The following is a 21,227-nucleotide window of genomic DNA, read 5'->3' on the forward strand; positions in this document are numbered from 1 at the left end:
TTTATTATTGCCAGTTAAAGACAGGCAGTTTTTACAAAAAAAGCCGTAAGTACTTAGTTAAGCTGTGCAACGAGCTAGAGGACTTTATTAAAAATGATGAGTATAACGTGCTTATATTGAACCTGCCCCCATAGCCTCGGCATGGCAAGAGTTTGACCGCACAGCACCTTACGCAATGGTGCATGGGCAATAACCCAGCTATTAAAGTAATGACAGGCTCTTACAATGAAACGCTCTCTAAAATGTTTAGTAAGTCAGTTAGAAATGCGGTTCAAGAGAATAAGGCCGATGAGGATATTATTGTATTCTCTGATGTGTTCCCCAATGTAAGAGTAGCTGTAGGCGACGCACAGGCGCACCTATGGAGTTTAGAGGGTTATACTAACTCATACCTTGCGACCTCGCCAACTGGTACAGCTACAGGCTTTGGCGCTACACTCTTAATCATCGACGATATCATTAAAAATAGCGAAGAGGCCTACAATGCCAGTGTGAAAGAGAAACATTGGGAATGGTTTACTAATACCATGCTTTCACGGCTCGAAGAGGGCGGCAAGATTATCATTATCATGACACGCTGGGCAAGCGATGACTTAGCAGGCCGAGCGATAGAACACTTTAAGGACGATCCGTTATTTAAAGCCAAAGTCATTACGATGAAAGCTTTACAAGATGACGGCTCTATGCTTTGCGAAGAGGTGCTATCCAAAGCCTCTTACACATCAAAAGTAAGAGCTATGGGCGAGGATATTGCCAGCGCCAACTATCAGCAAATACCGATAGACCTTAAAGGGTGCTTATATAGTCAAATACTCACATATGACACGTTGCCAAGAGATGATAAGGGTAACGTGTTATTTTCATGTATCAAGAATTATACAGACACAGCTGATACAGGCAGCGACTACTTGGCAAGTATTGTATATGGCATATATGACGGCGAGGCTTATATCCTCGATGTGATATACACCAAAGACGCTATGGAAACCACAGAGCCAGCGGTAGCGGATATGCTACATCGTAACGGCGTAAATGTGGCTGACATAGAAAGCAATAACGGCGGCCGAGGGTTTAGCCGTAATGTTCAAAGTATCCTCAAAAACAAATACAACTCGAATAAATGCACTATCAATGCTTTTCATCAAAGCGGCAATAAGATAGCTCGCATTCAGTCTAATGCTACATGGGTTATGAACCATGTATATATGCCTAAGAATTGGCGTGATAGGTGGCCGCAGTTCGCTGCTGATATTACGAAGTACCAGCGAGAGGGCAAGAATGCGCACGACGACGGCCCAGACGCACTCACAGGCATAGCAGAGAAAATCAATGCGCCGCAGGTTCGTAGCGGCAGAATTAACATCAATTAGAAAGGGGCAACATGGCAATAATTAACAATAACCCTCGATTAGAGGAGTATGAGCTGTTACATGACGCCTATTATGGTAGCGGTATGTTCGCTACTGGAACGGCGATTACGGAACACGCTCGAGAGAGTACGCAGTCAATCGCTTTTAGACGTAAGATAGCTTACTACTTAAATTACACAGGGCCTATTTTGAATGCCTCTGTAGATCCAATCTTCAAAGACGAAATCAAGCGAGAATACGGGAAATCTGTATTATTTGATGAGTTTATCAACGATGTAGACCGCCAAGGCACATCGTTACAGGAATTTATAGAGCAGAATGCTATAGCTGCTAAGCTGTATGGCGTTATGTATATCGTAGTGGATAACGTGAGCGAGTTCGGCAGCTCTTTGGCTGAAACTTTGGCTAATAGGTCTATGCCTTACCTCACGGCTGTTGAGCCTAAGAATGTAGTGAATTATGAGTTTGACGACAACGGCAAGCTCAAATTATTTACTTATGCAACCTATTTGAAGAATGCGGACGGTACAATCAAAGCACGTTGCCATACATGGACGCCTACCGAATGGAAAATCACAGATGATGAGAATAAACTCATCGACAAAGGTGAGCATAATATCGGACGTATTCCAATCGTTCAATGGTTCGGCAGGGCGGCACGTAAACGTGATATTCTTCCGCCGCCAGAGTATTTGAGTATCGCTAAAACGAATGCTCATGTATATAACCTATGCTCTTTACTCTCTCAAATTCTATACAATCAAACATTTAGCATATTAACTATGCCAGTCGATAATAACGGCTTGCAAGATGTAACAATCGGTACAGACAACTTGCTCGCATATCCATTTGAGTCAAGCAAAGCGCCGAACTTTATCGCACCAGATAAAGGGCCAGCCGAGGTGCTTATGGCTCAAATTGATAAGCTCATCAATGAGATGTATCGAATGAGTGGTATTGATAGCGTTATCGGCGTACAGCAAGCCAAGAGCGGCGTCGCTAAACAATGGGATTTCGAGCGTACTAATCAAAATCTTGCAGCCTTTGCAGTGCGTTGCGAGAATGCAGAGTACGACATTATCGAGCTATATAAGCTATGGAGCGGCGATAACCTAGAGTATTTTTGCGAATATCCAAAAGATTTCAAGGTAAATGATGTTACTGAAAGCCTTACACAGGCACAACAGGCTAAAGACTTAGAATTTGAGTCCGACACATTCGACAATGAAATCTTAAAGAAAGTAATTGACGCTTACATGCCTAATTTGGAAAAGGAAACTAAAGACGCAATCGTTAAAGAGGCACAGACAGCGGCCGACACTAAAGCCCAAGACCAAACTTATGACGATGATGATCTAAACGGTGGCAATAATGACACAGACGAGCCAAACGCTTGATAATATACTCGAGCAATTCGAGAGCATGGTGCGTGAATTAGTAGTGCTTGGATATTCAGCCGATAAGGCCGTTCAAATCGCTTATAAGTCTTATCCTATTATGGAAATGCTAGAGAGCCCTCTGACGGCTGATATGGTGGAAAATTTCAATAATGCCTATCATAGTGTACTTACACCGCTATCGGTGGCAGGTCATAGACCTTTTAATTACACAACTCAATCAATCAGCGAGGCAATGCGAGCAGCTTGGGCAAGCGACGGCTTAAAGTTATCTAAGCGGCTACATAGAAACGCTCATAAAGTACAACGTGAAACAGCCGAGGTTATTAAGCAATCACTGAAACGAGGGAAAAGCATTCGTGAGATAGCTCGCTCGATATTCGAGGGCTATGGCAATGGTGGCATTATCGCTACTGACAAACTACCAAAGCATATTGAACGGCTTAGAGCCTTAAAGCCGCCTCAATCGCTTAATGATGAAGAGTTAGCTCGATTTAAGCGTGTAATTAGGCGAGCAGAGCGCAAGGTGCAACAGAATACTACGCCAAGCCTACGAGCTGCCTATTCTGAATTGATACAAGCGATAGATGAGGGCAATGCTATAGACCTTTCGAGGACTGTTACTGTGGCGGTGCAAGAGAAAGCACGATACAACGCCGAACGAATAGCTCGCACAGAAATGGCTAGAGCATATGCTGACGGCCAAATGAACAGATATATCAACGATGATGATGTAGTAGCTTTGAAATGGACATTATCCAGTAGACACCCTCGCTATGATATATGCGACTTTTACGCTAATGCCGATTTATATGGACTAGGTAAGGGTGTGTATCCTAAGAATAAATTTCCTATGCTGCCTGCTCACCCTCACTGTATGTGTAGAATATCGCCTGTCTATGATTTTGAAGTAGATATTACTAAGGCGAAAGACAATACAGACGAGGGCGGCAAGCAGTATATAGAGTCTATTTCTCGAGATCATAGAGAGAAATTACTAGGCATAAGCGGCAGTAAAGAGGTTAAAAGTGGTAAAGCGAACTGGAAAGACCACATAAGAGGCTGGAATGGGGAAACATTCGAGCCTAGAACACCAAAAGAAAATACATAATTTAGACTTACTGGCCTATGCAAGTGAATGCATGGGCCTTTTATATTGCCACAAACTAGCAAGCGGCGAAATGTGGCGTAATTCATGACGAAAAGGAGAAAGACTCATGACTTTAGCAGAATTGTACGCAGCACTTGAAAAACTCGAGGGGGGTAAAGACCTCGTGGCAGGCTTTAAAGGCGAAATCTCTCGTATTAACGAGGTAGCCAAAGCCGACCGACTCAAATTCGAGAAACAGATTACCGATTTAACGACAGCTCGAGATGAGTTAAAAGGTAAGGTTGACGAATTTGAGGCTCACAAAGGCGAAAAAAGCCCAGAAATCATGGCTTTGGAGAAACAACTCAAAGGCCTTACAGATAAGTACGAGCAAGCAGAGGCGGCTCGCCAAGCAGAGATTGAAAAGCGTACCAATTCCGAAATCAGCGCTCAAACAATCGCAGCGCTAACAAAAGCTAATTGTACAGACGCCGAAACATTCAGCAAGCTCATAGCTGGACAGATTACAGTACAACAAGACGGCACATATGGCTGGACTAAAGAGGACGGCACAATCGGCACTATCGAGGAATGTGCAACAGCATTTTTAGCTGACAAGCCTTATGCAGTTAAGACTACGCAAAGTGGCGGCAGCGGTGCTGGTTCTGGTAATGCGAATGACGGCAATAGTCAATTAGCAGAAATGTTCAAAATCGCAGGTGTGAAACCACCTAGCGAGGGCTAATTATTTGATTAGAAATGAGGTAATAATCAATGGCAATTAACACTTTAACTATGGCTCAAAATTTCCAAACAGTACTAGACCAACAAATGTTGGTTGCTGCTACATCTGGCTTTATGGAGGCCAACGCTGGCGAGGTTAAATACAACGGCGGCGATACTGTTAAAATTCCTACTCTTTCCGTTGACGGCTTGGCTAACTACGATCGTGATAACGGCTACAACCTAGGTTCTGTATCTTTGAAATTCAACGATTTCAAACTCACCCAAGACCGTGGCCGTAAATTCTCTCTTGATTCTATGGACGTAGACGAAACAAACTTCTTAGCTACAGCTACAAATGTAATGACTACATTCCAAAAAGAGCAGGTTATCCCAGAAGTAGACGCATACCGCTACTCTAAAATCGCTGCATACGCTAAACAAGAAAGCCGCAAAACAGACGCTTTCACTCCAGATGATACTAATATTATCAAGCAGCTCAACAAAGAAATCATGGAAATTGAGGACTTAATCGGTGAAACTGGCGATTTAGTAATCGTAATGAGCGCACGAGTTCAAGGTATTTTGAATGAGGCTGTAGGCGTTAAGGGCATGCTCAATGTAGCTAACTTTACACAAGGCCAATACAATACTCGTGTTCGCACTTATAACGAAATTCCTATCATCGGAGTATCTAGCGCACGCTTAAAATCTCAATACGTATTCAATGACGGCAAAACTACAGGCCAAGAAAAAGGCGGCTTTAAAGCTGATACAGGCGCAAAAGCTATCAACTGGCTTATTATGAGCCGTAAAGCTCCTATTGCAGTATCTAAAACAGACAAAATGCGTATCTTTGATCCAACTATTAACCAACAAGCCGACGCATGGGCTATTGATTATAGAAAATTCCACGACGTATGGGTTCCTAAGAACCGCCTAGCGTCTTTGTGGGTAAACTTTGGCGCATAATTAGGGGGTAACTATGGGTAAATACAGAGTAATTCGTATGAATGAGGTTCGATACACGGACGATGAAAGCACTCTCGAGCTGTGGCTTGATGAGGGTTTTGTATTAGAGCCAGAATTTGAACCAGACACAGAACCGACAGACGGCGAGGGCGGCGTAGGCGATGAAAACCCAGACACAGAACCGACAGACGGCGAGGGCGGCGTAGGCGATGAAAACCCAGACACAGAACCGACAGACGGCGAGGGCAAAAAGGCTACAAAGTCCAGTAAGAAATAATCATGAACGCTAGAGAGGTGTTTGAAAAACGCCTACGGCAAGCAATCAAAGCCAGCGCTCGAGAGGTACAGGAAGAGGCCCAACGCACTCACCGCTTTACCTCTCGTAGCGGCCAGCTCGAAAGGGCTATAGACGTGCGAATGATTGGCGATAAAACGGCAGAGGTATATATCGACAGTAACATCGCACCTTATGGGCCTTTCGTGCATGAGGGAACACGAGCGCATTATATTTTTCCAAAAGAAAAGCAGTCTTTGCGATGGGTTCCTGTTGGTGGCAATGGGTTTGTCTTTGCTAAACGTGTATTTCATCGAGGTACACAGCCAGACCAATTCTTATATGAGGCTCTCGACAATAGCCGTGAGGCTGTTCATGATATATTCTCGAAAGCTGTTAATGTATCGCTTGGCGAAATAGCTCGTAATGTAGAGCTAGGGGCTAAGCGAACAGAGCTGCACATTAAACTGTAAGGGGTTTGATATATGCTATACGAATTTCAAAGCATGATATTCGATGATGAGCTACTAGGGCCTAATGTGCTAGAAAGCACGTTGAAGAAAGCTGAAAATTGGCTGTATGTATTAGCTAAAAGGTTAGGCGTACAAGAGAGCGAGGTTATCCGTTCTTTTGTTGTAGATGAACTCGTAACATTGTATTGCTATCGAGAAACCTGCATGAATAAGAGCGCCTCTTTAACAGGCCAATATAGCCGTAATGGCAACGATGATGATTATTATTCTAAGAAGTTGAAGTATATCAACAATAGAATAGCGGTTTTAGAAAGCCAAATCACAGCGGAACAGCTCACAGGACAGCCGTCCAAGTATGCAGGGTATAGAAGTATTCCTCTATATCGAGGTGGCTAATATGTGGCTCGAATTATTGAATAAAATTAAATACGCAATCGAGAAAGCTGGGTTTGACGGACAAGTCAAGCTCGGCTTTTTAAATCCTCAAAATGCTGGCGTTGATACGCTCGGAATGGTAATGCTAGGCCGAGGTGAGGCAACGCCTGCCGATGATAACGTGCACAATATGCTCAAACAAGAGTTTTACATCGAGGTATGGACTAAATCAGATAGTCATGAGTTCGATGTAGCTTATGAGCAGATTGCAGCTCTTGAAAGCAAGATAGAGGAAATCTTAATTGCTTTTAGAGAGCAATGCGGCGCACTTAATGGGGAATATTGCGTATTACAAGAAAGCGGCTATCAGATCATTGATATTCGCTGCACAAATAAAACAGACGATCACGACAGCATGAGGCCTTTTATTGGTACACAATACCGATTTGAGGCTAAAATGTACGATTTAAAAGAAAATCTAAATACTAAAGGGGGTATTTATTAATGGCAGAAACATTATATAAACCAGCGGCCGTGGATATGCCTACAGCAGGCAAAAACTACCTATTATATCTGAATGTAGGTACAAACGAAAAAGCAGGCGCTAAATGGCTATTGTTAGGCGGTCAACGTAGTGGCGATTTATCTCGTAAAGCTGACTCTATCGACGCCTCTCATAAGGGCTCTGGTGGCTGGAAATCTACGATTGCAGGCCTTAAAGAGTGGAGCTTTGCTATTGAAACGCTCTTAATGCCTAAAGAGGAAAGCTTGAAATTGTTAGAAAAAGCATTCTTGGACGGCGACAATGTACACATCAAATTTGAGTATCCAGACAAAACATTCTTCACTGGTATTGCCAGCGTAACAGAGCTTTCTATTTCCACACCGCATGACGGCGTAGCTACTTATAAAGGCTCTCTTAATGGCGTAGGCCCATTATCTGAGTTGCAACCAGCACCAACATTATAAGGCTGATAGGTAGCCTTATATACATGTACCATTACTAAATTAGCGCTAAAATAGGGAGTTTTAATTATGAAAAAAGTGAATTGTGATTTTTTTAAAAATGGCGAATATCTAATGTTCAATATGCAGCGCCTCATGGAGTTTGAGGCTGCTGTAGGGCAACCGATTGGGGAGCTATTACAAATGAGCATTTGGCCAATCAATAGCATTATCACTGGTTATGCAATCGGTATGAAACAGCACAAGAGAAACGCTCAACAATATTATGAATTGTTTGACGAATTGCTCGCCGATGAAACTAAAGATATGAGCCTATTATCGTTACAAGCGCCGCTTATGCAAGCGATCATTGCAAGTGGTGCTTTGGGTTCTAAAATGTACTATCAAATGTACCCAAACGAGCTCACGCCAGATGATAAGTTAGCTATCGAAAATGAGGCCGAACAATCAAAAAACTAGAGGGGGGCCAAGTTGCCCCCTCTTTTTCTTTATGGTTACGAAACGCCGAAGATATAGCATATAGCGTGTTAGAGCTGAAACCATGGGAATTTATGCGATTGCAGCCTATGGAGTATAGAAAGTTAGTCAGAGGGTATGAACGTAGGCAAAAACTACAGGATACAAACCGAGCTTTCTGGGTGGCTAATATCATGAACACGCAGCTAGCAGAGACAATCGAACCGAAGAAGTTTATTGATGTTCTATATCCGCCTACAGAGGCCGAGAAACGGCAAGCAGAGGCGGACTTTATCCGTGAATTTAGAGAGGCAGGGGGTGAGATATAGAAAATGGCAGATAGTAATATTAATGTTCGCATAAGCGCTGATAGTTCAGAGGCTACGGCAGCCGTCAATAAGGTGGCTAATACGATAAGCTCTGAGCTACCTAAAAGCGTAGCAGAGGCGAGCAATAAAGTAGCTAAAGAGGCGGCTGGTATTCGTGCAGAGATAAAATCTATCGTATCTCAAATGAATAAGGGTTTGCAATTCGCTGGCGCTGTTACTGGCATAGGGTTAGTGGCTAATAAGGTTAAAGATGTGGCTGTAGCAGCAGCACAGACAGCCGACGAATTAACAAGCATTCGATCTCGTATTAATTTGATCAATGACGGCTCACAAACGACAGCCGAGATCATGGATAAAATATATGGTGCAGCCAATCGCTCGAGAGGTAGCTATATAGACATGGCCGATAGCGTGGCAAAGCTCAATATGCTGGCAAAAGACGCTTTCAGCTCGAATGATGAGGCAATCGCCTTTGTGGAACAGCTGAATAAGCAATTTAAAATCTCTGGCGCTAGTGTGCAAGAGGCAAGTGCTGCTATGTACCAACTTACCCAAGCAATGGCGGCAGGTAAGCTACAAGGCGACGAATTCCGTTCTATTATGGAGAATGCTCCGCTCTTAGCTCAATCTATTGCCAATGAAATGGGGTTATCCGTTGGACAATTAAAAGAAATGAGTTCGCAAGGCCTCATTACAGCCGACATAATCAAGAATGCACTGCTCGGCAGCGCAGAGGAAACAAACGAGAAATTCGCCGAAATTCCTATGACATTCGCCGAGGTAGGTCAATCTATTCAAAATCAATTAATACAAGCCTTTCAGCCTGTACTTGAACAGATTTCATCTATTCCACAAAGCGGCGAGTTCCAAGCGTTAAGCGAGGGCGTAGGCGTGGCAATCAGAGGTATGGCAGTAGCGGCGCAAGGCTCTATAGGGCTAATTAGTGCAGCGTTTGCAGGATTACGGATAGCAATATCCACTATTTCGCAGACAGTAAGGAGCTTTGGCTCGTTATTTATTACGACTATGCCGAGAGTGTCGGCAGCCATATTGGCCGTGGTGGTAGCATTTACTACTTATAGGGCAGCTGTTGCCTTATGCAATGCTCAAACGGCTGCTTTGACTGTCAAAGTGGTAGCGTATCGAGTGGCAGAGGTAGCCTCGGCTACAGCTACGAAAGTACATGCGGCGGCTATGGTGGTATTAAGAGCTGCAATGGCAGGAACAGCGACAGTATCGGCGCTATTAACGGCTGTACTTGCTGGCGTAAGAGGCGCTTATATTGCTGTTCGTAGCGGTGCATTAGCAGCAGCGGCGGCGCAGAGGGTTGTTAATCTCGTAATGAAAGCCAACCCTGTAGGGTTATTAATCTCTGTACTTGTAACATTGGTTACAGTATTTGCTACAGCGGCTGCCGCTGGCAATGGGTTTGGTAGCACACTAAGCTCAGTATTCTCGACAATTGTCCATACTGCAGTTTGGGGCATTAATAAGATTATCGAGGCTTTGAACTGGCTTATTGCTAAACTCAACAGCGTAGGCGATAAAGTGGCCAAATTCTTTGGCGGTACGTTCACCGCTATTGCACAGGTAGACACTATCAGCGCTGATACAGCGCAGGACATTGTAAATACTGCTGGCGATATGGCCTCGCAAGTATTTAACGGCTTATCTGGCGGCGGTGGCGGTGATCTAGACGTAGGCGGTGGCGGCGGCGGAGATGTTGACACTGGCGGCGGCAAAGGTAAAAAAGGCAAAGGTGGCAGCGGAAAAGGCAGCAAAGGTAAAGACCTCGAAAAAGAGGCTAAGCAGATACATGAAAAGATCTTGCAATCATACCTTGAAATGCTCGGCAACAAGCAAGAGCTACTCGAATTAGAGTACAAGAAAGAGCTTGATGAGCTTGAAAAATCAAAGGCAGCTAATGCTAACTATCAAAAAGACCTCGAGTTATTGAACGCCGTATATGCTGAGAAACGCATTAAAGCTAAACAAGAGGAAATGACAAAGCTGCGAGAAATCGAGAATAACATTCGTGATATGCGAAAAGATCTCGAGTTAAATCTAGCAGTCAAAGATAGTACAGGCCAAGCCTCACCTATGGTGCAATTTACCAAAGAGTACACCGACGCAATCGACGCTATTGGTGATAAATGGGATAAATACGCCGATGATTTTGTACAAATGGACAAAATGCAGCAACAGCATTTCATTGATACCTTGAAAGAGCGAGGTATTAAATTTGAAGAAGTCGAGGACGGACGTATCACATTTGAGCGCCAAAAGACTGAGGAATTGCTCGCAGTTCATCGAGATTATAGCGATAAATACCTAGAATTACAGCGCACAATGGCCGAGGAGAAATGGAACATTGACGAGGCTATGCGCACACAGGACTTTGAGGCGTTGCAATCAGCTCTTGACGCTGAATATGTGGCTACACAACAAAGCTATGAACTCAGAAAAGAGCTACTCAATGAATACCAACAAGCCGTAATGGATAGTCATTGGAGTGGCCAAAGTGCTATATGGGAAAGTGCGAGCGCTAGCATTGATAAATTGCAAGAGGGCATTTCTGGACTTTTGCAAGGAACAATGAGTATAACGCAGGCTTTCCAAAATATGGGGAAAGCTATTCTTAAAACAATTAGCGATAGCGTGGCTCAATGGATCGCAGCGCAGGTAAAGCAAGCTGTACTCGGTAAAATGCTACAATCGCAACAAACAGCGGCAAGCGTAGCAGCGGCACAGGCCCAACTACCTGCATGGAGCTCTCTCGCTCAACAAGTATCTATGGCGACATTCGGAGCTAGTGCAGCGGCAGGCTTAGCAGCATGGAGTAGCAGCACAGCGGCAGGCGTAGCGCAAGCTACAGCACTCGGCGCAGCTGGTAACTTTGGCGGCAGCTTTGGGGCTGCGTTCAACGCTAATAGTATGCCAAAACTCGCAGAGGGTGGCCTTGCTTATGGTGCTACATTCGCCCAAATTGGCGAGGGTAAATATGATGAGGCTGTATTGCCTTTATCTGATACAGTATTCGACCGATTAGGCGAGGGCATTAATCGCTCTAATGGTGGTATGGGTGCAGGTGGCGGCATTACACTCAATGTAAGCGCTATAGACGCCGAAAGCTTTGGCTCATTCCTCGAAACTAGAGGCGGCCAAGCATTAAGACAGTTCTTAGTTAATCAAGACCGTGAATTTGTTGGCACGGCTGGGACGTGGTAGTTATGGCTGAATACTTAAAATTTCCTAGTATCATCTCGCTTGCGTGGAAATCACAAAAGGCGCAGAAATGGGATACAAAAACCAAGACCTCTGGCTCTGGTAAGGTTCGCACCATGACAAACTGGAAATATCCACAATACACCATTTCCACAGAGTTTGAGGTGCTGACACCAGCACAGTATAAAGAGTTAATGGGTTTTTACTCTAAAACTCGAGGGGGTACAATTCCTTTCTTGTGGCTAGATCCAGAGGATAACGCCGAGAAAGGCATTCAACTCGGTACTGGTGCTATGGGTTCATGGCAAGCCGTGCGAAAGTTCGGCGATTTCCTAGAGCCTGTATATCATATCGAAAATCTTACATTATACGCTGACGGCTCACCTATTCGAGCTGTTAGCGATAAAGGCGTGATTAAGCTCGCAGCAGGTCAAACAGTAGCACCTAATGCGGTTATCACGGCTGATTATACCTATTATTGGTTGGTAAGGTTCAGCGGTGATATGACAGCCGAGTATATTTTCACAAACATATATAAAACAAAATCATTCAAGTTAGTTACTACTCGATAGGGGGCGCAGTTATGAAAGAGGTAAACGAGGTACTACGACAGCACCTAAACAATGATAAACATTTCATGAGCTGCGACCTTTACGAGTTGCGCTTGCGTAGTGGTGTATCGTATTACTGGGCTGACGCAGATGCCGACGTATCCTACAACGGCCAAATCTATAAGTCAGACGGCCCTATTATAGTAAGGGATAAAATCGCCACTAATAGCACTGTTAGCGTTGATAAAATGACGATTAGCATATCCACGAATGAGCAAGATAAAATAGGCGGCGTACCTATTATGGCCGTAGCTCATAATGGCGGCTTTGACGGCGCTCAAATGACGCTCAAAAGAGCCTTTTTTGATGATAACTATACTATTATTGACGCTGTAGGGTTATTTACTGGCTTATGTGAGGTTAGTCAAGGCGGTGGCCTTACCTTAAAGCTCAATGTTAAATCAATCGTGCAAAAGCTCAATATTGAATATCCGAATAGGCGGTATTATCCACAATGCCCCTTTAGCGTGTATTCAAAAGAGTGCGGCGTTGATATTTCAAAATTCAGAAAGAGCGGCAAGGTTACAGCTTTAGGCTCTGGCCCTAATTCCATAAGAATTGATATACCATTTACAAATGGCTATTACACAGCTGGCGGCATTGATTGGATCACTGGCCCATTAGCAGGGCAATCTACACAGATATTACAAAGCATTGACGGCGTAATATTGTATATGAGCGCTCTCGAGGTAAGCCCAAGAGTCGGCGACCAATTTTATATATATGCTGGCTGTAATAAGACACCTAGTGAATGCAAAAATAAATTCAATAACTGGAATAGGAACAGGGCGACGCCTTACGTACCACTAAAGGAGAGCATACGATGAATACTTTAACAACTGGCGAAAGGATAGCTAATGCTGCGATTGAATGGCTAGGCACTCCATACGCCAATAATTCAATGGTAAAAGGTGCTGGCGTCGATTGCTCTTATCTGTTAGTGGCTGCGGTGGTTGATAGCGGCCTCATGAAAGCCGATAGACTACAGATAGAAAACTACTCAAATGAGTGGCATTTACATCACTCAGAGGAGAAATATCTTAAATACGTGCAACAAGTCGCCGATGAAGTGAAAGAGGGCTCTCCGCTTGAAATTGGCGATTTTTTGCTATATCAATATGGCCGATGTATTTCGCACGGCGCTATATATATCGGTAAAGGGCTTGTAATTCATGCTTTCGTTGATTATGGCGTGATTATATCCAAGCTTGATGATGTGATTTTTTACGATAAGAAAGGCCGCTCACGTTTGAGGGCTGTGTATAGATTTAGAGAGGAGCGTAAATAATGGGCTTTTTATTCAGAGGCAAAAGTACAACTAGCCGAGCCGATATGATCGCTGATTTTCAAATCAATACAGCCTCATATGGTGAGGTAGTTCCAGAGATATTGGGTACTACTCGAGTAAGCGGCAACATCATAGATTATGATGATTTCACAGCTCGCGAGCATAAAAGCACCACTAGAACTGGTAAAGGTGGCGGTGCAAAGCACACAAATATTACTTATACCTACTCTGTAGCGGCTGCTATTGCTCTATGCGAGGGCCCTATCGCTGGTATTGGTAAGGTATGGCGTGATAAGGAAATATATCAATATCCGAATGAAAAAATCGAGCTAACTTTATTTAATGGCGAGGCTGCTCAAACGCCGTGGCCTTATATGCTATCTAAGCACCCAGAAAAGGCATTGCCTTATAGTGGTTTAGCTTATATGGCTGGCGTGGTTGATTTAGGCGAGCGTGGCAGTTTACCTCAATATAATTTCGAGGTATATGGCAAGCTAAGAGAAACAGGCGACGGCGTAGACGTCAACCCAGCTGACTATATCGAGCATGTACTGCAATCGGTTGGGGCAGATGTACAAATTGAGGGCATTGAAAACTTTAGAGCCTACTGCAAGGCGGCTGATATATTAATCAGCACACCACCAGAGCAAAAAAGCGCTAAAGCTCAAAGCATTATTAATGATATAGCCGAGATCACAAATAGCCTTGTATTCTGGAGCACAGACCGCCTTAAAATCGTGCCTTTAGCCGATAAGCCTATCGGCACGTGGACACCTGCGAACCAAATTCAATACAACTTAACGGCAGATGATTTTATCGCAGGCACAGACGGCCAGCTTATTTTGTATAAGCGAAAAGATACAAGCGAGGCCTATAATGAGGCTACAGTTGAGTTCATTAATCGATCTAATGGCTACGAGAAAGAAACAGTATCCTTTGAGGTGGTGGCTGATGTACAGCGCAACGGCTTAAAACCTGCCTCAAAGAAAACGGCTCACTACCTATATACAAAGGCTAGGGCTCAATACTACGCTGAACAGTTGGCTATGAAACGCTTATACGCTAAAACTCAATACACATTTAGGCTAGATTGGGCGTTCTGTACTCTCGAGGTTGGCGACTTAGTAACGCTTACAGATGAGGCCTGCCAGCTCAATAAGCAAATTGTAGTAATTACCGCAGTAAATGAGGCGGCAGACGGACAACTCGAATTTACAGCCGAGGGTAAGCCTGCTGGTACATATGCACCAGCTCGCTATGATGTGCACGAGAACGAGCGGCCTTTCATTGATTATAACCAAGCCGCGCCGAGCGTTAACGATGTGGCAATCTTCCAGACTGTTGGCGATGTAGGCGGCAATCAAGTATTCATCGGCGTTAATGCGCCGAGTGGTTGGGGCGGTTGCTCTGTATGGCTTTCTGATAATGGCGAGAATTACAGCCGTATAGGTTCTATCACACAACAGGCTCGCATGGGCCGCACTCGGTTAGCATTCAACGAAACAGCGAACGCCTGCGAGGTTACTCTTAATCAAGGCGTACTCAAAGGCGGTACGCACATTGACGCCGAGCGAGCGAATACGCTTTGTTGGGTAAATGGCGAGGCGTTCAGTTATGAGGGTGTTAATATGGGCCCTAATAACCAATTTTCATTGAGCGGCCTTGTACGAGGCCAATACGGCACTAATGCAATTAGCCATAATGCTGGTGAGCGGTTTATTCGTGTAGATGAGGCGCTTTTCCGTTATCCTTATAGAAAAGAGGATATAGGAAAAACAATATACCTCAAATTCACCTCTATGAACCTATTTGGAAGCAATGAGCAAGGGCTCGACGAGGTGCAGCCGTATCAATACACATTGACGCCGTACTTCATACCAGAGGTTACAGACCTTACTCTATATACTAAATACTACGAGATCACTAATAGGGTTAAGTCATTCGATGTGGTGGCAGAGTTTAACGTGCCACATATTAATAGCCTTGATACTGTGGAAATCTGGTATAGAGAGCCTAACGGTCAATGGAAATATGGCGGCGCAGGTGAGGGGCAAGTCATTATAAGCGGCTGTGAATTAGGCCATACATACGAGATTAAAGCCGTTGTAAAAGATACACACGGAAACACCTCGCAGGGCGTATCTAAGAGTATTACCGTAGAGCTAAAGAGTGAAATTCCGAATAAGCCGCTAGGCTTTTCTATTTCATTCGGCGATATGGCTCATTTCAACTGGTTAGAGGTTAGAAATGCCGATGTAGATTATTACGAGCTAAGGCTTGACTTGAACGCAGGCCAAAATGACGGCTTAATTGGCCGTAGCAATAACACTACCTATAGTGGCATATTGCGTAATCGTACTGGCAAGGTATACTTGTATGCTCATAACCCAGCTAAAGGCTACGGAGCACCTGCAGAATTGACTTATAACGTGCCGCAGCCTAAACAGCCGACCAATCTCAAAGCAACAGGCAATATCAACGGCATAGGCGTTACATTCGAGGCTATTCCTGCGAACTGTAAGGGCGCTAATGTATACATTGATAGTAAAGTGTATTTTACAACTACAAACGCTCTAAGTATTCCTTTAGAGGCTGGCGTCTACAATGTGAAAGTGGCTTACGTTGATATATTCGGCGAGGGCATAGCTACAGAGGCCGTGAGCGTGGCAGTTAAAGCTAAAATTGATAAAGAGCTACTCGATATGGAAAGCCTCGGCATATCTAATATGGATAAGGCTATTAAGGCTTTAAACGATGAAGTCGGCACAGTCAAGACTAGCGTTAATGGTTTTGAGAATAAACTCATCGACCAAGCGAGTGCGTTTCAGCGCTCTTTGAATGATTTAAATAAGCATGTAAGCTCACAAATCACTCAAATTTCAGAGGGCATTGAGTTGAAAGTAACAAATGCACTAGGCAAGCTCGACGGTAAGGAACTTATAAGCCGCATTAACTTAACGCCAGCAAGCACTAAGATTGACGGCAAGCTATTGCACGTTACTGGACAAACTTTATTTGATAAAAATATTATCGCTAGAGGTATGATACAAGCTGGCGCAGTTACAGCCGATAATATCCACGTTGACAACCTAGCAGCTATATCGGCCAACATAGGCGATTTACAAGGCGGCACTATTACTGGTACCGTAATCAAAAACGCCTCAAATACGTTCAGCGTTGACGCAGAGGGCAATATCAGAGGTGTAAATATTACAGGCTCTAGGATAGACGCAAACAGCGTATATGCAAATGGCGAACCGCTTAAAAATACTAATTTTATGACGATGCATGTTGTAAGCGGTCAAAAAATTAGCCTGCCTAGCGGATACAATTACGAGCGCTGTTTATTCTATGCAACTAACGTGAAAATGAATAAAGAGGCCACATATAAATTAAATGGTCGATATTTTAGCCACGAGGATATGCGCCAGATACACGACTTCAATAACCGATATTCGATGTACTGGAACGGAAAGCCAGACGGTGGCAGAATGGACGACCTCGAAGGCGGATATTGGCTACATGGCGAGCCGTTGCAAAATCGAGTTTTCTTTCCAAACGGAGATAGCCCAGACGGTGGAACATTCTCATATGGCCGAGGTTATGCGAAGAATAATGCAGCTAGTCAAAACAATGACGGCCGCTGGTATAGAGGCTGCGGCGTAACTAAAGAGGGCTATTTCTATTTCTTTTATAATAGTGGCCGATTTGGTTATTATGGCGAGGCTGATTTATTAATAATTTCATTCTGGTAAGGGGGCATTTAGTGGACTGGGTAAAGCGACAAAATGAAATATTACACATAGGCTCTGATTGGCGGCGAGCATATACGCTCGCCACTGATTTGGATATTTCAAACGGTCAGGCCGTGTGCAAGATTAGAACTGGTCAAGGTAAATTGTTATGTGAGGCTGAAACGAAGATACAGGATAAGACTGTATACGTTACCATTCCAAGCGCAAAAACGCTGGAAATCGATAAAGCCTATATCAAAGGGGAATATGATGTATTCCTCACAGTAGGCACTAACACATTTAAGCTGATCATGGGTGATATAGCATTCATTCGTGATGTATCAATGCATTAATTAAAAGGAGAAATAATTATGCCAAACGAACTTCAAAAAATCTTAGTTGAATTAGCTGATAAACCTCTAAATATAAATCTAGGCTTAGGCGAAAAACCTGTCAATATGAATATTAACATTCTGGGCTTAAAAGGCGTTGACGGAACAGACGGCCGCAATGGTGCTGACGGCCTAAGTGCCTATGATATCGCTCAACTAGAGGGCTTTAGAGGTACTCGTCAAGAGTGGTTAGAATCTCTAAAAGCAAAAGTTGAGTTGCCTAACGCTTTTACAGCATTAAAACGTAAGAATATTTATTTGCCTAACGCTCAACTTGATACTATATTAACTAAGCTCATCGAGTTAATGGGTAATAGTATTGATGTTCCTGTTAAGCCTCTTGAATTTGACCAACCAGCAAATGGCCAAACTTATATTAATGTATATGGGCAGCCTCATTTTAAAGTTGCTTTGAGCGGTCAAGGCGTGCAAAGTGCTACAGTTATCGAGGATAGCGGTAAAGCAAAATTAAACCTAACTACACCTTTTGCGTCCGATGATGTGGATATTGAATATTTCAACTTACTAGATGAGTCTATCGGTACTTATAAAGTGCGTGGAAATGGCGGCACTAAAACAACAATCGGTGATTATGAATTTGCAAATAATTACGATACTCAAAATTACGAGTTCCCAGAAGTTACGACCGTAGGGGCTCATGCATTCGGCAACTCCGCCAAGATAATCAAATTGCCTAAAGCCGTTAGAATTGACAAAACTGCATTTGATAATTGCGCAGATGTAACAGAAATTTATATCCCTAATTTTGTAATGCAACAAGGTAATGAGTTCCAAACAATCAATATGTATGAGCTCGTTAAATTAGTAGTAAACGAGGCGTCTGACGTTGAAGCATTAGCAAAAATGCTTTTGAGTCGAGGTAAAATCTATAATCAAGACGAAACTAAGCGCTTTGACAAAGAATCTAAATCTTGGGTGCAAGCATAATTTAAACGTGGTAAGGGGAACAAATGCAAGAATTAACAAATTTCATGAGCGAGGCATGGCGAACTCTTACAGAGTCCTTTGTGCTTAAAGCTATATTGGCATTTGTTGCTGAAATAGCTATATATATGATTGGACTTAAACACGTGCAGGTGCTAGGGATATTCATTTTGTTAGTATTCCTAGATTTACTAACAAAATGGGCGGCTATCGGCTATCAAATGTTGCTAGATTTAGGGGCTAGCCCAGAGAATATTAGCGGTTCTGATAAGTATATCGCTATTCCTGCTGCTTGGGGTAAGGGGTTAATATCCTCTAAGCATATGCGAAAGCCCTTTGTTACAAAAGTGCTCACGTACTGCCTTGCAACCGCTGCGGCATGGTGCTTTGATTTCATGGCTGGAAACTACGCTTTTGCGGTTAATCTAGTATGGCTGTATCTTGGCTCGGTTGAGTTCCTAAGTATTCTCGAGAACATGAGAGACGGCGGAAACAGTACAGTAACAGGGTTATTAGATATAGTCCACTCAAAAATAGATATGATTTTAAAAAAATAATTAGGTATTGGCTGCATTCGTAAAGGGTGCAGCCTTTTATATTGGGGGTAAAAACTATGAAAATTGGCGAATATTTCGACGATTACGAATTTGCTTGTCATTGTGAGCGGCATGAGGTTGATGAAAACGGACGCAATAAACTAGATCACATCATCGACAAGAGGCTTGTAGACCTGTTAGACAGAATTCGTGAGCGCTTAGGCGTTCCTGTTACTATCAATAGCGGCTACCGCTGCCCAGAGCATAATGCCGAGGTTGGTGGTGTTCCTAATTCCTATCATACGCAAGGCGTTGCTGCTGACATTACCTACGACGGAATTGACGTAGATTATCTCGCACAAATTGCCGAGGAATGCGGCGCCGACGGCATAGGTAAATATTACTATCAAGACTTCGTTCATGTTGATGTGCGAGGTTATGAGGCTCGCTGGAGTGATATGGACTAAATAGGGGGTTATCATGTATGAGAAATGTAAGACATACCTCGAAACGCTTAAATCTAAGGCTACTATGCAGCGCCTTATTGTTGGTGCTATTTGTGTTCTGTTCCTCTATGGCGTTGGCAGCCTCGCAAGTGGATATTTCACAGCCAGAGCCAACTATCAGCGTGCCATTGAGCGACTGGAACAGACTGAAAAACAGCTTGCAGAAATCCGACGCCTCAATCGAGAACTCAACAAACTCATTGAAACAAGCCAACAGCTTAACCACGACGCAGGCGAGCGAATTAACCGAATTGAGGGCTATCAACAGCGAGAGGACGCAAGCCTTAACCGAATTGAAGACTATCAACGAGAAACAGGGGCAAGAATTAGCGAAAGCCTCGAGCAAAATAACAGAGCAAGAGGAGAGATTAAATCAAGCCTCGAACTCATTAGACGAATTGAGGAACGAAATCAAGAACAATAGACGAACCGAGCAACGCCTCAGACGGCAACGTGATACATGGGCCGCTGGTGGTGTGATTGGTTTTCTAATTGGCGCAGCTGGCGCTATTCGATGAAATCGAGGTGATCCGATTATCTCCCTACTATGTGAGGGTGGACGCATAGCTTTGATAATTGGTAAGTAAATAGGCCTACTATATTGAATATATACATTTAATGTAGTGGGCCTTTATTTTTTTGTAAAAATAGGAAAAAATTTTAAAAAGTGCTTGCATCATCACTCAATGAGTGATATACTTAAATCAAGGTAAGGGATATAAACCCAGTTAGTATATAAGGAGATAGAAAAATGCAAGCAACTAAAACTTACAACGAATTAACAGAATTAGAAATGAAAAAATTAGTAGTTCCAGCAGGTACAACAGCAAGCGACTATAAAAACTTTGTTGTACACTACAATAAGAAGGGCGAACTTATCAGAGTGGCATTAGGCGAATTTAGCGAAGAAAAAAGCCAACAATTAAAAGAAGAATGGAACAAGCCAGACGCTATGGATTATGCGATTGTAAAGGCTGGTAAAACAAAACCAAGACAAATGCAAGTATTCACAGCTGAGGAAAGAAAGGCGATCCGTGATACATGGTTAAAGAAATAAATAGAATAAAAGAGGCTAGATTAAATGCTGGCCTCACACAAGCAAAAATGGCAGAGATTTTCAAAATGCCAAAGAGAACTATAGAAAATTGGGAAACAGGCAGCAGAAAGCCGCCAGAATGGGCCGAACTATTGGTGATAGATAAACTAAGAAACATAAGTGAGGATATTATGGATTTGCTAATTAATAAAGAAATTACAAAATGCGTTATTGTTGATGAATTGCCAAATAATAAAGGCGATATAAGCGAATATCAAGACATTACACGCAACGCCACAGATATAAAGGGAAATGAATATAAAGTAACGAAAGTTACATATACCGACGGAACATATAAATACATGGCAGAACGATTATATGATTTAAGCGACGATAAAGAATTTCAAGATCTATCAAGCAAAATTAATGATTAAAGTAATAGGGTAGGCGGTAGAATTTATATAAAAGTGGTTCGCTTTATGGTATGAATTGCCCACCATTATGTTGATATCTACCGTCCTTGAGATTT

The 21,227-nt window shown here is 43.2% G+C and carries 24 protein-coding genes; all 24 read left to right on the forward strand.

Features of this window, described 5'->3' with window-relative positions; all coding sequences use genetic code 11:
* The first annotated feature begins 152 nt into the window (after positions 1 to 152).
* The 24 genes from terL (at position 153) to ACMKPP_RS05825 (ending at position 21,132) form a co-directional block, all read left to right on the forward strand.
* A complete protein-coding gene (gene terL / locus ACMKPP_RS05710) occupies positions 153 to 1,370 on the forward strand; it encodes a phage terminase large subunit (RefSeq protein WP_418369424.1) in 1,218 nt (405 codons plus the stop codon).
* Positions 1,371 to 1,381: 11 nt separating this feature from the next.
* Complete coding sequence (locus ACMKPP_RS05715) at positions 1,382 to 2,767, forward strand: hypothetical protein (RefSeq protein ID WP_418369425.1); 1,386 nt, start codon at positions 1,382 to 1,384, stop codon at positions 2,765 to 2,767.
* Complete coding sequence (locus tag ACMKPP_RS05720) at positions 2,742 to 3,878, forward strand: hypothetical protein (protein ID WP_418369426.1); 1,137 nt, start codon at positions 2,742 to 2,744, stop codon at positions 3,876 to 3,878. The genes ACMKPP_RS05715 and ACMKPP_RS05720 overlap by 26 nt, the downstream gene beginning before the upstream one ends.
* Positions 3,879 to 3,984: 106 nt before the next feature.
* Positions 3,985 to 4,602 (forward strand): hypothetical protein, encoded by a 618-nt coding sequence (locus ACMKPP_RS05725; protein WP_418369427.1) that lies wholly within the window; start codon positions 3,985 to 3,987, stop codon positions 4,600 to 4,602.
* A 29-nt stretch (positions 4,603 to 4,631) separates the two neighbouring features.
* Entirely contained in the window at positions 4,632 to 5,552 is a 921-nt protein-coding gene (locus ACMKPP_RS05730; protein ID WP_418369428.1) for a hypothetical protein, read from the forward strand.
* Between the two features lie 13 nt (positions 5,553 to 5,565).
* Entirely contained in the window at positions 5,566 to 5,829 is a 264-nt protein-coding gene (locus ACMKPP_RS05735; RefSeq protein ID WP_418369429.1) for a hypothetical protein, read from the forward strand.
* 2 nt (positions 5,830 to 5,831) lie between these two features.
* Positions 5,832 to 6,299, forward strand: a complete 468-nt coding sequence (locus ACMKPP_RS05740; protein WP_418369430.1) for a hypothetical protein — start codon at positions 5,832 to 5,834, stop codon at positions 6,297 to 6,299.
* 12 nt (positions 6,300 to 6,311) lie between these two features.
* A complete protein-coding gene (locus ACMKPP_RS05745; RefSeq protein WP_418369431.1) occupies positions 6,312 to 6,695 on the forward strand; it encodes a hypothetical protein in 384 nt (127 codons plus the stop codon).
* 1 nt (position 6,696) lies between these two features.
* A complete protein-coding gene (locus tag ACMKPP_RS05750) occupies positions 6,697 to 7,179 on the forward strand; it encodes a hypothetical protein (protein WP_418369432.1) in 483 nt (160 codons plus the stop codon).
* Positions 7,179 to 7,643 (forward strand): phage major tail protein, TP901-1 family, encoded by a 465-nt coding sequence (locus ACMKPP_RS05755; RefSeq protein WP_418369433.1) that lies wholly within the window; start codon positions 7,179 to 7,181, stop codon positions 7,641 to 7,643. Before ACMKPP_RS05750 ends, ACMKPP_RS05755 begins: the two co-directional genes overlap by 1 nt.
* 66 nt (positions 7,644 to 7,709) lie before the next feature.
* Positions 7,710 to 8,099, forward strand: a complete 390-nt coding sequence (locus ACMKPP_RS05760; protein ID WP_418369434.1) for a hypothetical protein — start codon at positions 7,710 to 7,712, stop codon at positions 8,097 to 8,099.
* A gap of 191 nt (positions 8,100 to 8,290) precedes the next feature.
* Positions 8,291 to 8,425: a hypothetical protein gene (locus tag ACMKPP_RS05765; protein ID WP_418369435.1), complete on the forward strand. Its 135-nt coding sequence runs from the start codon at positions 8,291 to 8,293 to the stop codon at positions 8,423 to 8,425.
* A gap of 3 nt (positions 8,426 to 8,428) precedes the next feature.
* Positions 8,429 to 11,653 (forward strand): tape measure protein, encoded by a 3,225-nt coding sequence (locus ACMKPP_RS05770; RefSeq protein WP_418369436.1) that lies wholly within the window; start codon positions 8,429 to 8,431, stop codon positions 11,651 to 11,653.
* Positions 11,654 to 11,655: 2 nt separating this feature from the next.
* Positions 11,656 to 12,222 (forward strand): DUF2460 domain-containing protein, encoded by a 567-nt coding sequence (locus ACMKPP_RS05775; RefSeq protein WP_418369437.1) that lies wholly within the window; start codon positions 11,656 to 11,658, stop codon positions 12,220 to 12,222.
* 11 nt (positions 12,223 to 12,233) lie between these two features.
* A complete protein-coding gene (locus tag ACMKPP_RS05780) occupies positions 12,234 to 13,088 on the forward strand; it encodes a DUF2163 domain-containing protein (RefSeq protein ID WP_418369438.1) in 855 nt (284 codons plus the stop codon).
* The gene (locus tag ACMKPP_RS05785; RefSeq protein WP_418369439.1) at positions 13,085 to 13,549 is read left to right on the forward strand and encodes an NlpC/P60 family protein; all 465 of its coding nucleotides are present in this window, start codon (positions 13,085 to 13,087) and stop codon (positions 13,547 to 13,549) included. Before ACMKPP_RS05780 ends, ACMKPP_RS05785 begins: the two co-directional genes overlap by 4 nt.
* Positions 13,549 to 17,304 (forward strand): phage tail protein, encoded by a 3,756-nt coding sequence (locus ACMKPP_RS05790; protein ID WP_418369440.1) that lies wholly within the window; start codon positions 13,549 to 13,551, stop codon positions 17,302 to 17,304. Before ACMKPP_RS05785 ends, ACMKPP_RS05790 begins: the two co-directional genes overlap by 1 nt.
* 11 nt (positions 17,305 to 17,315) lie before the next feature.
* Positions 17,316 to 17,636, forward strand: a complete 321-nt coding sequence (locus ACMKPP_RS05795; RefSeq protein ID WP_418369441.1) for a hypothetical protein — start codon at positions 17,316 to 17,318, stop codon at positions 17,634 to 17,636.
* Positions 17,637 to 17,654: 18 nt separating this feature from the next.
* The gene (locus ACMKPP_RS05800; RefSeq protein ID WP_418369442.1) at positions 17,655 to 18,623 is read left to right on the forward strand and encodes a leucine-rich repeat protein; all 969 of its coding nucleotides are present in this window, start codon (positions 17,655 to 17,657) and stop codon (positions 18,621 to 18,623) included.
* 23 nt (positions 18,624 to 18,646) lie between these two features.
* On the forward strand, positions 18,647 to 19,177 hold the full coding sequence (locus ACMKPP_RS05805; protein WP_295815403.1) for a phage holin family protein: 531 nt from the start codon (positions 18,647 to 18,649) through the stop codon (positions 19,175 to 19,177).
* A 56-nt stretch (positions 19,178 to 19,233) separates the two neighbouring features.
* Positions 19,234 to 19,623 carry a YcbK family protein gene (locus tag ACMKPP_RS05810; protein WP_418369443.1) on the forward strand — a complete coding sequence of 130 codons (390 nt, stop codon included), beginning with the start codon at positions 19,234 to 19,236 and terminating at the stop codon, positions 19,621 to 19,623.
* A gap of 13 nt (positions 19,624 to 19,636) precedes the next feature.
* A complete protein-coding gene (locus ACMKPP_RS05815; RefSeq protein WP_418369444.1) occupies positions 19,637 to 20,086 on the forward strand; it encodes a hypothetical protein in 450 nt (149 codons plus the stop codon).
* 327 nt (positions 20,087 to 20,413) lie between these two features.
* Positions 20,414 to 20,719, forward strand: a complete 306-nt coding sequence (locus tag ACMKPP_RS05820) for a hypothetical protein (protein ID WP_418369445.1) — start codon at positions 20,414 to 20,416, stop codon at positions 20,717 to 20,719.
* The gene (locus ACMKPP_RS05825; RefSeq protein WP_418369446.1) at positions 20,704 to 21,132 is read left to right on the forward strand and encodes a helix-turn-helix domain-containing protein; all 429 of its coding nucleotides are present in this window, start codon (positions 20,704 to 20,706) and stop codon (positions 21,130 to 21,132) included. The genes ACMKPP_RS05820 and ACMKPP_RS05825 overlap by 16 nt, the downstream gene beginning before the upstream one ends.
* Positions 21,133 to 21,227 lie beyond the last annotated feature (95 nt).

It is taken from the genome of Veillonella parvula (assembly GCF_048309325.1).
Taxonomy (GTDB): Bacteria; Bacillota; Negativicutes; order Veillonellales; family Veillonellaceae; genus Veillonella; species Veillonella parvula_T.